This is a genomic window from Chamaesiphon sp. OTE_20_metabat_361, assembly GCF_031364565.1.
In genome coordinates this window covers 1-13816 of sequence record NZ_JANLWO010000374.1, presented here as the reverse complement: position 1 = coordinate 13816, position 13816 = coordinate 1, and the positions used below count along the sequence as shown (strand labels likewise).

The window sequence follows — 13816 nt, the reverse complement described above, 5'->3', positions numbered from 1 at the left end:
ATATTTACATCGCACCGGAGGGAGCCTTCTTGCATATTCCCATCGCCTACACCCAGATAGCGGATGATGCGGCGAATTTCTTGGGCGTATTCAGCCGCTTCGACACCACTCCGCAGATCGGGTTCGGAGACGATTTCACATAGGGGTACACCAGTCCGATTGTAATCTACCAGTGAGTGAGTGGAGCCAGATAACCTGTCGCTGCCACCATGTACGAGCTTACCAGCGTCCTCTTCCATGTGCATCCGCGTGATGCCGATTTTCTTGCGAGTGGGATTGCCAGCATCATCGAGAATTTCGATCTCTACCCAGCCATGCTCGGCAATGGGGAGATCGTATTGGGTGATTTGGTAATTTTTGGGTAAGTCGGGATAAAAATATTGCTTGCGATCGAATTTACTGTAAGCCGCAATCTGACAATTGAGCGCCAAACCCGCTTTGACAGCATACTCATACACCTTCTCATTGAGTACTGGCAAAACTCCGGGCATCGCCGTACATACCGGACAAATATTGTGGTTGGGAACAGCACCAAATTCGGTCGAACAGTTACAAAAGATTTTGGTAGCAGTATTGAGTTGACAGTGAGTTTCTAACCCAATTACGGCTTCATACTGGATTTTCGTCGGGGTAGCTACGGTCATGCGGCTATAAATATTAGTTTAGTGTAGAGCGATAGATCTCTTATTGTATCGCGTTGGCGTTGGCGAAAGCCTGCCGACGATTCTACCGATTAGCTTGCAACCAATTCTGTAAGTCAGCAATCTCTTGAAAATCTAATAAAGCCTCGCCCAGATCTTCCAATTTCGCTACAGGTAAAGCCACCACTACAGCATTAACATCTGGCGATAGCGTCCCAAATCGGCGCGACAATTGTCGCAGAATCATAGACTGCGCCTCTACTTGACGACCCTCACTAACTCCTTCGGCTTTGCCTTCAGCTTTGCCTTCAGCTTTGGCATCTCGATAAACTCTGGTTTCTTGTAGGGTAATTCCAATCATTGCTTCGACCTCGGCTCTGGTTAAGTTGGTAAATTTGTAGACCATAATTGTCGATATCATCTCAATTATTGCACGACTGTCTGGGAGCTGCTGCAACTGTTGGATGAGCGATTTTGCTTTGGTAACTGCGTTGTCATCGGGTAGAGTGGTGAGTACCATTAGCTCTAAACCGATTGGCAGTGGTTCGAGGGTGGTTAGTTCATTTAGGTAGATGCGCGTAATCCGTCCGCTGGTGAGAAATTCATCGACAGTGACTAATCGTGATTGTTCGATGCTGCGGCTGGACCGTTCTCCCAAGTTTTGTTACTATTTTGGAGTTTTCGATCGAGCCATTTAGTATTGAGGATATGTTCTGATGGAGGAACGAAATATACTATATCTTGATGATGGAAAACCTAATTAACCAACTTATTAAAGCTGCCCTAGCTGCTGTCAATCCATTTAATTCCATTCAAAATCGCTTGCGGTTAGATGGTGAGAATTTAGTTATCGAAGATCGCGTCATTAATTTAACCGATCGAGATATTCGGTGTGTTGCCGTTGGTAAGGCTTCTGTGCCGATGGCTCGATCGATCCACGAACTCCTTGGCGATCGAATTTCGCAAGGATTGGTTGTTACTAAATACGACCATTTAATGGATGTTAGATTTCCTGCTAATTGGGAAACGATCGAGTCGGCACATCCAGTTCCCGACGAGCTTAGTTTAGCTGCTGGCGATCGCGTGTGGGAATTACTCGCCGACTGTACGGAGCAAACTTTAGTCCTCGCTTGTATCTCTGGTGGTGCTTCATCTTTAGTCGTTGCACCGCGCGATTGGAATGCTTTAAACGAACTACTAACCAGCCCACCAACTGCTGAAATTAGTCAGGACACGCAACAATTAATTCGGTCGGCTTTATCGAGTCAATCGATAGATATTACTGCTGTAAATATTGCACAGAATATCTCGCTACCAGCATTACAAGCAATTGGCACGGCACTATTAGGGTGTGGCTTATCGATCGAGCTAATTAATGCGGTGCGATCGCGGATCGATCGATTGAAAGGTGGTGGCTTAGTCGCAAGAGTGGGTAAGGGTAAAGTAATTGGATTGATTTTATCAGATGTGATTGGCGATCCAATTGGCTCGATTGCGTCGGGTTTAACTAATCATCAAAATGCCGACAATATTTTCGTTGGTAATAATCTTCAAGCTTGTAAAGCGATCGAGCAAACGATCGATGAGGAAGGGGAATATACCGCTCAAATTGTAATGACTAATCTCCAGGGAGAAGCGCGGGTTCGTGGTGTCGAAATCGCTCAAAAAATTATTACCGAACCAAGCAGAACCGTGTTAATTTATGGTGGTGAAACTACAGTTAATTTGCCAAAAGATTGCACGGGTATCGGTGGTCGTAATACCGAATTAGGATTGGCGGCTGCGATCGAATTGGCAAAAAAGAATGTCCCTGCATGGGTAATTACGCTAGCAACTGACGGTACCGATGGGCCGACGGATGCGGCGGGAGCAACGGTAAATGAACGAACGAACGATCGCGCTTTAGCATTAGGATTAGATGCTCAGTCGGCACTCGATCTACATGATAGTTATTCGTTCTTTCGGCAACTGGGCGATCTGCATATTATTGGGGCGACGGGAACTAATGTTGCCGATATTACGATCGCAATTCGTCCTTAGATACAGTTAGTGGTCGATCGTCATGACAATCTTAGTTAGCAAGCTGTAAACTAAAATTATCCCCTAGTGGTGATTCACAAAGGGATAGTTGGATTGGTAAATAAGTCTTCAGATCATGACCCAAAATAATGAATCAAACGATCGAGACAGACGCTCTCTGGATCGACAATTTAGAACGCTCGAACGACAGCTAGTGAGGCTCGAAGATACTCAATTGACAGGTAGAGAAGTAAATTACTCCTTCAACCATGTATACGGGGAGATCGATGCCCTAGAAGACCAGATGAATCGCCGCTTCGATCGAATTGAAAGCCAAATCGAGCGACTAGCAGCTAGAGTGGAGGAGCGGTTCAATCGGTTGGAGCGAAAATTCGATCTCGCGATCGAGACATCACTAGCTAGATCCAAAACATTAGGTGGGGATTGAGATATTGTTACTCATCCCACATGCCTAATCCTGAATTTAACTCCGTAGAGTTACTCGAAACTTCTCAACTAAAACATCGCGAATCTTTTGTTGTAAAGGTTCTACGTCTGCATCTGTCAATGTGCGATCCGGTGCGCGGTAGATGGATCGAATTGCCAAACTTCGTTGTCCGTCGGGGACATTGGCACCGCGATATTCATCGAAGACTTCGACGGCTTCTAATAGTTCGCCGCCAGCTTTAGCGATCGATTTTTGGATATCTGCTAAAGATAGCTCGATCGGGGCGAAGAAAGCCAGATCGCGATCGGATGCGGGATAGGTAGAATAGTTTTTAAAAACTGGTACCAATCGTTCTTCGTCGGCGAGATAATTGAGGATCGGATCGAGGTTGAGTTGAAAGACATATACCGCCGCTGGGAGGTCTTTTTCCTGACGGAGTTGGGGGTGTAGTTGTCCGAAGTAGCCCAATTTTTGCCCCTGCAACCACAATGATGCGGTGCGTCCGGGATGTAGTTTCGGATCGGATCGAACTGCTTGATATTCGACGGGGATTTTGAGGCTGTGACAGACGCTATCGAGCATTCCCTTGGCTTCGTACCAAGTGAGGGGTTGCGGCTTACCACCAGTCGTCCAGCGTCCGATCCCAGCATCGCCGCCGAGGATGCCAGCGAGGACGTCGGTTTCTGTCAATCCGGTTTCGTCGCGTCCGAAGATTTTGCTAATTTCAAAGCCTGGGAGTGCGCCGTTACCCTGAGCGAGGTTGGTTTGGAAACTTTGAATCAAACCGGAGATTAATTCCGATCGTAATGTCGCATATTCGGTAAACATCGGGTTAATGATTTCTACCTGCGAGCCGTTATTTAGTTTCTCGATGGCATAGGAATATTGGACGACTTCATTTAAGCCGACAGCACGGAAAGCGGCGCGAATTTGGCGTAATAATTCTTCGTCGAGGGAGAGGAAACCCGCCGCCGATTCTGACGGGAGCGTATCCATGAATCGATCGTAACCGTAAAGTCGAGCGACTTCTTCAATGAGGTCGATTTCCCGTTCCAAATCGCGGTAACGGTAAGGTGGAACTACCACATCCCAAACCGTTTCTTCTTTATCATTTAACGTCGCTGTCAATTGACAACCCAAAGCTGTCAGCGTCCGCTCGACATCTTCAGTCGTAATTTCCCCAGGTTCGCCATCATCATCGATCGGCCCTAAAATCTGATTCAACCGTTCCAACCGGAGGTTAATCGATCGCGGTTGCAGGGTGATATTAGGACGACGATCGCTGATATCCTGACAGACTATCTTACCACCAGCTAGCTGGATAATTAGCTCGATCGCCCGATGAGTGGCTGTTTCGAGTTCGGCAAAGTTGACACCCCGCTCGTAACGAGTCGATGCTTCCGATCGCATTCCGCCTTGACTCCGTGCCGATTTTCGCACGGCGACGGGATCGAAAATTGCCGCTTCGAGGACGATGTTTTGAGTACCTGTAGAAACCTCAGTACTTTCGCCACCCATGACTCCTGCCAGGGCTACGGGGGTGGCACTAGCTGTAATTAGGAGATTTTGAACGTTGAGCTGTCGCGCTTGACCGTCTAGGGTCTTCAGGCTCTCACCTTTCTCAGCAAGGCGCACGCCCATTGCGATCGTTTGGCTACCGCTGATAGCTTGTAATTTAGCCGCATCGAAGGCGTGTAAAGGTTGCCCCCACTCTAGTAGGATGTAATTTGTCACATCCACCACGTTATTAATCGGGCGAATACCAGCGGCTTGCAAGCGACGTTGCAGCCAGTCGGGGGACGGTGCAATTTGGATGCCTTCAATCAGGGTAGCCGAATAAACGGGACAAGCTTGAACCTCGCTAACATTAACGGTTAATTGCGGTTGATTGGCAATCGGCGACGCATCCACAGTCGGGAGTTTCAAGGCTCCACCAGTGAGTGCGGCGACTTCTCTAGCAATTCCCACCATACTCAGCGCATCGGCGCGATTGGCGGTGGAGGAGAGATCGAGGATGACATCATCCAATCCTAATAAGGGTCGCACATCGGTACCGATTGCGGGTGTATCGGGATGCTCCGATTCGCCGAAAATATAAATTCCTTCCGAATCTTTTGTCAATCCCAATTCCGAGAGCGAACAAATCATCCCTTCAGATTTTTCGCCCCGTAATTTGGCAGGTTTAATTTTGAGATCGACTTTGGGCAAATAAGTACCCACAGTGGCGACAGCGACATGAATGCCCGCGCGGACATTTGCCGCACCACAAACGATTTGCAACGGCTCCTCACCGCCAACATCCACAGTACAAACGCTTAATTTATCCGCATTCGGGTGTTGAATCCGCGTCAGTACCCGCCCGACGACTACCCCATCCGCCCAAGTGCTACGATCTTCGATCGATTCAACTTCAAAGCCAGCTAGAGTCAGGGTTTGCGCCAACGTCTCCGGATCTAGTTGGCAGTCTACTAATTCTTTTAACCAATTTAAGGCAATATACATTTAATTTAATTGAGCTATGATGAGCGTCGTTGGCGCACTCTCCAAAAGAGAATCGCCTATCTATTGTCATACAGATCGGGATTGCTGTCAGGGGTTAGTGGGTATTGGTGGTTGACTGAGATCGGCGGTTGGAAATCGTAGTGCTGTCCGAACCGCTCAGTCGATACTCGTGTCTATTTTGCTAGTCGCTCGACAGCAATTTACCCCTGACAGCAACCAAAAAAACCGCAGATCGGAGGTAAATTCGTGCATCGCGCAATTATTGGCTTTCATCAAGATTCAGAACAGCATTGGGTGGCAGAACTAGACTGCGGACACTGCCAACACACTCGCCACGAACCACCCTTTTTTCCACGTCCCTGGGTAACTACAATCGCCGGAAGATTGGCGCACATCGGGCAAATTTTGAACTGTGTTATCTGCGATCGAGAAATAGTTGAAAATAACGATCGATCCGATCGCTTGAACTAACCGAACTAAATTTCGATCTATTTAGTCTACATTTTCCTCACCTATTCATCTGATAACGGTTCCAAAACTTGAAACGCGATCGAGTGAGCCTCACCCTCTTCAACACCCAACGTCTTTAAAATCAGTTCGGTAATTTGTTCTGGATAATCTGGCTCGGAATGTCCGCCCAGAATGGTTCGCATCGCCATTAAACCCGTACCCAAAATTAGATCGATCGCGGCTTGTTTATTTGTCACCTGAAATCGCCCTAATCGCAGCCCAGCCTCTAAATCTGTCGTCACCCCTGTTTTTATCGTTTCGCTCAATGGGGCAGCCACCAAGCCGCTTCTAACTATTACCCAGCCCCAAGTAGCATCGCGGATGGCTTGATGCAAAAATTGGCGAATCGCGATCGCCATCCGTGCGGCTGGATCTTCAATCTGGGCAGACTGCGCCCATAGACTATGGTTCATTTCATCGCTCAGAGCGACAGCAACGGCGGTGAGGACTTCTTCTCGCGTCTGGAAATAGTTATAAAATGTACCCCGCGCCACGGCGGCTTCAGCGATGATCTCGTCGATCGTCACGGCATCGGCTTCTTTACGGGCAAATACCCGATAGGCGGCGGCGATTAAATTCGATCGAGTCCGTTCTCGTTTTTCTAACCCGATCGATGCTCGTCGCGATGGCTGCATTGTGTTTGACATCTTTTAGCCTACTGCAAAGTCATCGTATTTTACGCGCGATCGCCACTATATAACAATTAGGTGGTGCTTAGCTCCCCGACTGTTTCAAAAAGTCGGGGAGCTGTACTAGTGCTGATTTGACGATCGAGCTAAATTGACGTTAATATCAAACTGACACTAGTGTCAATTTAATCCAGAACGACTCAGGAGAATTATTGATGCGGATTTTGGCGATCGCGCTTGGCTCTCAAGGTGACGTGCAGCCTTATGTTGCTCTGGGTAAAGGATTACAAGCAGCAGGACATCGCGTCCGCGTGATGACTCATATCAATTTTGAACGATTAGTCACATACCACAGCTTAGAATTTTATCCAGTCAAAGGGAACGTTCAAGAAATCGTCGAGTCGCCAGAAATGCGCGCATTGCTAGAACAAGGAAATTTCTTGGCAATTAACAAACATACCTCGAAACTCGCTCGATCGGTCGCGATCGATTGGGCACAAGCAGGATTAGAGGCTGCTCGGGGGATGGATTTAATCGTGGTGGGAGTTGGTGGATTAAACATCGCGGTTTCGCTGGCGGAGAAGTTGCAGATTCCTTTACTTCCCGCTTTTTTGTTTCCCTTTACGCCAACGCGATCTTTTCCTGGCATCTTGTTTCCCCAGTCGCTCACTAAACTTGGCGGTACCTTCAACTGGTTATCGCACCTGCTATTACGACAGATAATGTGGCAAGGGTTTCGCACAGCCGATCGCCTTGCTAGAGCGCAAGTATTAAACCTGCCCGCCGCATCCTTCTGGGGGCCGTATAAATCGCCAGTAATGCACCGATACCCGACGCTTTATGGTTTCAGTCCATCGGTTATTCCCAAGCCTGCGGATTGGCGGAATACGGAGATTGTGGGCGATTGGTTTTTGGATACTAGCGGCTGGACTCCACCCGCAGATTTAGTAGAATTTCTCCAAAACGGTGCGTCGCCTGTATATATCGGTTTTGGTAGTATGGGCAGTCGCAAGCCGGAAGAAACCGCAGAGTTGGTTCTACAGGCAATAAATCGCACTGGACAACGTGCCATTTTGCAAGCTGGTTGGGGTGGTTTGAGTAAGGCTGACGTACCAAATAATATTTTGATGATAAATTCGGTGCCGCATTCCTGGCTATTCCCTCGGATGGCGGCGGTGGTGCATCATGGCGGTGCGGGGACGACGGCGGCAGGTTTGAGAGCGGGGGTACCGTCGATTGTGATTCCGTTCTTTGGCGATCAGCCGTTTTGGGGTCAACGGATTGCTGATTTGGGGGTAGGAACGGCACCGATTCCACGCCAGCAGCTAACGGTGGAAAAATTGGCTCAGGCGATCGACCGAGCCGTAACAGATCCAGTCATGCGGCAACGTGCAGCCGATTTGGGGGCGAAAATTCAGGCTGAGGATGGGGTGGGGCGCGTTGTTTCGATCGTCCGAGAGATTGAAGAAAAGGGTCTATAAATCTTTGCCGCTACGCCAGACTCATTGTGTCCAATTCGACTTACTAGGTGGTTGTGTCATCGAGAAACCCCAAACGCAGGGGGCTGCACCAGATGAAGTCCTGTACATTGGCGAAGGTTTGCCTCGTTATGCAGAGGGCGAACCACGTCGCGTGAACTTGAGTGTGTCGCGCTTACCAGATTTAGTTGTAGAGATTGCCGATACTACTTTAGCTAGCGATTTGGATGAGAAGAAACAACTTTATTTAGCATTAGCCATTCCTGAATATTGGGTAGTTGATGTTAAAGGCAAGCGAGTACTCGCCTTTCGATTGGTAGATGGCAAATATCGGGAGTGTACTGAATCAGTTGCCCTGACAGGACTACCGATCGATCTACTAGAACAAACGCTAAATCAGATGGATAATACTAATGGTAATGCCGCACTTTGGTTTGCAGCCCAAATCGATAAGTTGCCAGCAAAATAGTTGGTGTTGCCTAATTCAATCTTTATAGATCTCGATCTTCTGTGCGATCGATAACTTTCAGCCCGGTTAACCCAGCACCAACAGCTCCTATACTCAAACAAATTATCGACATTTTAGTAGATAGTGGGTACTGTCCGATCTGTGACGATCTCCACCAATCGCATGTCCACAAATTTCAAGCGAAAAAAACGTCGGGGTAATTCATAAATCACCCCGACGTTTTTTTATTAATCTAAACCTTTGCCAACTGCTTCACCTCCACAGGTGCAGTTAGAGCTGCTTCTAGCTCTGACTTACCAAGTCGGGCTTCGAGGATATTCATCACTTCACGACCGAAATCATTGGGATTATCGCGGAAGGCTTGGAGACAAACCTCGCCAAAGAATGAGCCTAATGGTTCGGGATTCCAGAGCAGTTTTTTGGCAACCCAAGGCATGTGACTCATCGGGTTATAACCGGGTTTGATAATATCATTTTTGAAGGCATATTCTTCTAAATGGGTATGCGGTTGTAACCCGATAAAGAAGATTGCTGGTTCGACTTTATCTGCGCCGAAAATCTTCTCCATTTCACGATGATAAGCGATCGTTTGGCGGATCGTTTCAAAGCGTTCGTCGATGACATTAAATGAGTAATTAATCGACACCATATCTTCAAACCCGGCGGCTTTGAGATCGCGACAGTTTTGTAAGACAGTCCGCAGATTATAGCCCATCCGCATTTTGCGAACTAGTTCCTGAGAACCGCTGGTAATGCCGATCTCAAAATAGTTCATCCCGGTTTTTACCATCAATTCGCACAGCTCGGGTGTCAGATTGTCAGCGCGAATATACGCCGCCCATTTAATATCTGTCATCCCACTATCGACGATCTTTTGTAATAACTCGATCGCATCATCGATATAACGTCGGGCGGGGATAAATTGAGCATCGGTAAACCAGAAGTTCCGAATTCCGCGATCGTACAATTGCCGCATTTCGGCAACTACTTCATCAGCCGGATTGATTCTAACCTGCTTACCTTCAATGACGGTATAAACACAGTAACAACAGTTGTGCGGACAACCGCGTTTGGTTTGCACGCCGACATAAAAATCCCGATCTTGCAAGTAATAGCTAAATTCCGGCCAGATCGTCTCGATATAATCATAGTTGCACGCCGTCTTTTCGATCGGGGCGGGCGGTTCGTGTACCAATCCTTTGCGAGGGGCTTCACCGACGATATAGCAACGTTCTTGAGTGAGATCTTCGGCTTTGATAATCTTCTCTAGCAGGGCTTCACCTTCGCCGATCGAGACGATCGCACCTTTTGGTAAACTCTTAGATAATTGCTCGTAGAAGACGCTGACAGCCCCCCCACCGACGACGAGTTGCGTATCGGGATGATATCGCTTGGCACGTTTGAATCCGCGCTTAATCAGGGACATATTCCGCCACAGTTCGGTATAGTGGCTCTTGAGCATCCGCGCCCCGCCGAGCGCCCCACGCAGCTTTTTGAGCGGGTTGCGATCGTAGAAAACTTCAAAGGAGTTCTGGAGCGGATTGCCGCCGCGTCCGCCCACTGGTGCGTAGATCTGGATATCCCGCCACGAGTATACCAATAAGTTGGGCTGGAACTCGTCGATCGCGGCATCGAGCGACTTACCATAATCTAGAGGTACCGCCGCACCCACGTCGAAGATCCGTTGCTCGACATCGGGAAACTGCTTGTGAACGTGATCTGATAAATATACTACCCCAATCGGGAAAATCGGATTACAAGGTAGGCGACAATAGAGAATCCGTGTATTCATAATTTAGGGGATAGGGAATAGGGAATAGGGAATAGGGAATAGGGAATAGGGGGGCAAAGATTAGCACTGATAACCTTGTCTTGAAAAGGTGCTCGACTTGGGGAAACCCCAAGAACGCACTTTCCACAATCCGTCAAATCCGGCAAATCCTCAAATCCCGATCGAAGTTTTATTAATGTCTTTAATATAACTTTACACAAAACTCACAGGGAAAGGTAGGCGCAGATGGGGATTCTCTCGCCCAGGTGCGATGATTTTTATAGATAGATTATTCGAGCGATCCCCGATAGGCACGAAAAGTAGTAAACTTTACAGCTTCTCTCTAAATAGGAGTGATACCTTGAAGGTGTCGATCTTTCTCTGGGCACCAGGTGAAATAGATTATTATGGCTCACATTCTCGATCCATTACCGCAAGACAATGCCGATGACATTTGTTGCTGCTATGTCAACAGCACCAGTCAAATCCAAGTTGCCCGCATTACCAACGTGCATAACTGGTACTTTGAACGGGTGGTCTTTCCCGGGCAACGACTGATATTTGAAGCCCCAAGCTATGGCTATCTGGAAATTCATACTGGAATGATGGCTAGTTCTATTTTATCAGATAAAATCCCTTGCCAACAACTAGTCGTCCTGGGGGAAGATGAACCCCACCCTTTCGCGATCCCGACGACTCAGGATCGCCAGTACGCCCATCAATAGGGGGGCTTTAGGCTTTAGGCTTTAGGTTTTAAGCTTTCGGCTTTAAGCTTTAGGTTTAGGATTTGGGGGATTACACATTTTGCCTGGTAACAAATCAGACTTCAAATCAGTAACGCCTACTAAGTTGGATTCGATCGAGCTATTTCTTCAGGACTTCATCTGCATGGTTTTCATCATCACCGATCGAGTGTACTCAGGTTCGTCAGGCTAGAGCAAATATCTAGTGTGACGAACGGCTCGATGTATGGACGATGCGAGTGTGTTCGAGCGATCTGCTCGTTGGGGAAACATGATGCACGAGGGTCGAGCGTCCCTTCCTCGACCCCAGACATGGTAAAATATAGGGTAACTATAATAACCGTGCTAAAAACAAGGATTAATAAAATATGGACGCAGCACTCCTAATTGCCAAATTGCCAGAAGCGTACGCCATCTTCGATCCCTTAGTCGATGTTCTGCCAATCATTCCAGTATTATTTCTAGCTCTAGCCTTTGTTTGGCAAGCTGCTGTCGGTTTCCGCTAAGTTGAGCAAGGATTTGTGAGATCCGTTCGCCTCCAAGTGAGTGGATCTTGAAAACTACAACCGAACTAAAACTTTGCGTTAAAAGACATTCTCGATGTGAGGGTGTCTATTTTTGTGGATAGTGAATAGGGAATAGTGAATAGTGGATAGTGAATAGAGATCGGCAATAATGCTTTGTCATAATCCGCAGATCTACAACCTTGCCCTTTCCCCTTTCCCCTTTCCCCTTTCTTACCCATTACCCATTACCCTTTACCCTTTCCCCTTCCCCCGGCGGAACCATTTACAATCAAAGGTGTACCGCTCAAGATAATTAGCCGTGACAGTCAGAGTTCGCATCGCTCCAAGTCCAACTGGTAACTTACATATTGGCACTGCTCGCACCGCCGTTTTCAATTGGTTATTCGCTCACCACTCCGGGGGGACATTTATCCTCCGCGTCGAAGATACGGATACCGAACGCTCCAAGCCTGAATACACCCAAAATATCCTCGACGGGATGCAGTGGTTGGGTTTAAATTGGGATGAGGGGCCATTATTTCAATCGCAACGCCTCGATTTATATCGGCAGTCGATTCAGACTTTACTCGATAATGGTCGCGCTTATCGCTGCTATACTACCACAGCGGAACTCGACGAGCTGCGCGCGTCTCAAGAAGCAAATCATCAACCTCCCGGCTATGACAACCGCCACCGCGATCTTACCCCCGAACAGGAAGCCGCATTTATCGCTGAAGGTCGGCGTCCGGTGATTAGATTTAAAATAGATAACGATCGTGAAATTAGCTGGGTAGATCTGGTTCGCGATACAGTTACCTGGAAGGGTAGCGATTTGGGTGGGGATATGGTGATTTCCCGCGCCGCTGACGAACATGAGTTAGGACAACCGCTCTACAATCTCGCGGTAGTAGTAGACGATATCGATATGAAAATTACTCACGTCATTCGTGGTGAGGATCATATCGCCAATACTGCCAAACAAATCCTGCTGTATGAAGGCTTGGGTGTCAAAGTGCCCGAATTTGCCCATACACCCCTGATCCTGAGTGAAGAAGGCAAGAAACTCTCCAAGCGCGATGGCGTAACTTCGATCGATGATTTCAAGCAGATGGGCTATGTCGCACCAGCACTAGTCAATTATATGACGCTGTTGGGTTGGTCGTCTCCCGATGCCGAAGAGTTATTTACGCTAGAAGAAGCAGCAAAACAGTTTGATTTCGATCGAGTCAACAAAGCTGGTGGTAAATTTGATTGGGATAAACTCAACTGGATTAACAGTCAGTATATCCATGCCATGCCCGCCGAGCAACTATTGCCCCAATTAATTCCCTATTGGCAAGCTGCGGGATTTACATTCGACCCCACCGCAGATCGCGACTGGCTGCTCCGGCTTACCAGTCTCATCGGTGCCAGTCTAGCGCGGCTGGATGAATGTGTCGAAATCAGTCGCACGTTCTTTACCGATAGCGTTACCCTCGATGAAGAGGCTACTGCTAAAGTCGCTCAACCCGGTGCTACAGAAGTACTAACTAGTCTGGCAACAGCCATGAAAGCTAAGTCAGAATTGAGCGAGAGCGATGTCCAGGAGCTAATCAAACAGGTGACAAAAGAGCAAAACGTCAAAAAGGGCGTGGTGATGCAAAGTCTCCGTGCTGCCCTAACTGGCGAAGTCCACGGCCCCGATCTGATTCAGTCTGTACTACTCTTGCACCAACATCAATTGGCAGTCCCCCGGATCGATCGCGTATTAGGATAGAGACAAGGAGGTAATGGGATGATTTAGCGCGCCCATTACCTTTTTTTGTAAATAGAGACATATAGCCTATATAAGTAAGTTAGACGTAAGTTAATATTGGGTATATCCATTCGCCCAATACCTCGATCGAGCTGATTTATAATGATTAAATATATATTTACAACTAGCTTAATTTTCACAGGTTTGCTGATGGAAGCTGGTCTCGCCCATGCACAGACTTCTACTCAAAACGCTCCTCAAACTTCCACTGTCGGCAACAACTCGGATGGAAATACCGTCGTCCAAACCAATCCTCAAAATAGCCAGAATAATAGTCAGCAAGTTAATTATCCCAGCATTCCCTT

General features: G+C 47.7%; 13 protein-coding genes and 1 pseudogene. 9 read left to right on the top strand and 5 right to left on the bottom strand.

The window, feature by feature from the left end; genetic code table 11:
* Positions 1-644, bottom strand: a 644-nt coding sequence (gene gatB, locus RMO35_RS10975; RefSeq protein ID WP_309741145.1) for an Asp-tRNA(Asn)/Glu-tRNA(Gln) amidotransferase subunit GatB, incomplete at its 3' end; no start/stop codon positions are given.
* An 82-nt stretch (positions 645-726) separates the two neighbouring features.
* On the bottom strand, positions 727-1299 hold the full coding sequence (locus RMO35_RS10970) for a DUF2887 domain-containing protein (RefSeq protein WP_309741144.1): 573 nt from the start codon (positions 1297-1299) through the stop codon (positions 727-729).
* An 86-nt stretch (positions 1300-1385) separates the two neighbouring features.
* Between RMO35_RS10970 and RMO35_RS10965 the strand changes: the two genes are divergently transcribed.
* A complete protein-coding gene (locus tag RMO35_RS10965) occupies positions 1386-2681 on the top strand; it encodes a DUF4147 domain-containing protein (RefSeq protein WP_309741143.1) in 1296 nt (431 codons plus the stop codon).
* 115 nt (positions 2682-2796) lie between these two features.
* Complete coding sequence (locus RMO35_RS10960; protein ID WP_309741142.1) at positions 2797-3108, top strand: hypothetical protein; 312 nt, start codon at positions 2797-2799, stop codon at positions 3106-3108.
* 36 nt (positions 3109-3144) lie between these two features.
* Here the strand turns inward: RMO35_RS10960 and pheT are convergent, their stop codons facing one another.
* Positions 3145-5610 (bottom strand): phenylalanine--tRNA ligase subunit beta, encoded by a 2466-nt coding sequence (gene pheT, locus RMO35_RS10955; RefSeq protein WP_309741141.1) that lies wholly within the window; start codon positions 5608-5610, stop codon positions 3145-3147.
* Positions 5611-5856: 246 nt separating this feature from the next.
* Here pheT and RMO35_RS10950 point away from each other — a divergent pair, with 246 nt between their 5' ends.
* Complete coding sequence (locus RMO35_RS10950) at positions 5857-6081, top strand: DUF3565 domain-containing protein (protein ID WP_309741140.1); 225 nt, start codon at positions 5857-5859, stop codon at positions 6079-6081.
* Positions 6082-6122: 41 nt separating this feature from the next.
* Here RMO35_RS10950 and RMO35_RS10945 read toward each other — a convergent pair whose 3' ends face one another.
* Entirely contained in the window at positions 6123-6767 is a 645-nt protein-coding gene (locus RMO35_RS10945) for a helix-turn-helix domain-containing protein (protein WP_309741139.1), read from the bottom strand.
* A gap of 197 nt (positions 6768-6964) precedes the next feature.
* On the opposite strand from RMO35_RS10945, the gene RMO35_RS10940 reads away from it, so the two are divergent.
* On the top strand, positions 6965-8230 hold the full coding sequence (locus tag RMO35_RS10940; RefSeq protein WP_309741137.1) for a glycosyltransferase: 1266 nt from the start codon (positions 6965-6967) through the stop codon (positions 8228-8230).
* A 4-nt stretch (positions 8231-8234) separates the two neighbouring features.
* Positions 8235-8696 (top strand): Uma2 family endonuclease, encoded by a 462-nt coding sequence (locus RMO35_RS10935; protein ID WP_309741136.1) that lies wholly within the window; start codon positions 8235-8237, stop codon positions 8694-8696.
* Positions 8697-8928: 232 nt separating this feature from the next.
* Here the strand turns inward: RMO35_RS10935 and RMO35_RS10930 are convergent, their stop codons facing one another.
* Positions 8929-10488, bottom strand: coding sequence for a photosystem II high light acclimation radical SAM protein (locus RMO35_RS10930; protein WP_309741134.1), 1560 nt, complete (start codon positions 10486-10488; stop codon positions 8929-8931).
* A gap of 386 nt (positions 10489-10874) precedes the next feature.
* Between RMO35_RS10930 and RMO35_RS10925 the strand changes: the two genes are divergently transcribed.
* The 4 genes and pseudogenes from RMO35_RS10925 to RMO35_RS10910 form a co-directional block, all read left to right on the top strand.
* Positions 10875-11192: a DUF1830 domain-containing protein gene (locus tag RMO35_RS10925; RefSeq protein WP_309741132.1), complete on the top strand. Its 318-nt coding sequence runs from the start codon at positions 10875-10877 to the stop codon at positions 11190-11192.
* 386 nt (positions 11193-11578) lie between these two features.
* Positions 11579-11716, top strand: coding sequence for a photosystem II reaction center protein K (locus tag RMO35_RS10920; protein WP_295615014.1), 138 nt, complete (start codon positions 11579-11581; stop codon positions 11714-11716).
* Between the two features lie 319 nt (positions 11717-12035).
* Positions 12036-13472, top strand: a complete 1437-nt coding sequence (gene gltX, locus RMO35_RS10915; RefSeq protein ID WP_309741131.1) for a glutamate--tRNA ligase — start codon at positions 12036-12038, stop codon at positions 13470-13472.
* Between the two features lie 141 nt (positions 13473-13613).
* Positions 13614-13816: pseudogene (locus RMO35_RS10910) on the top strand (hypothetical protein); the annotation flags it as partial.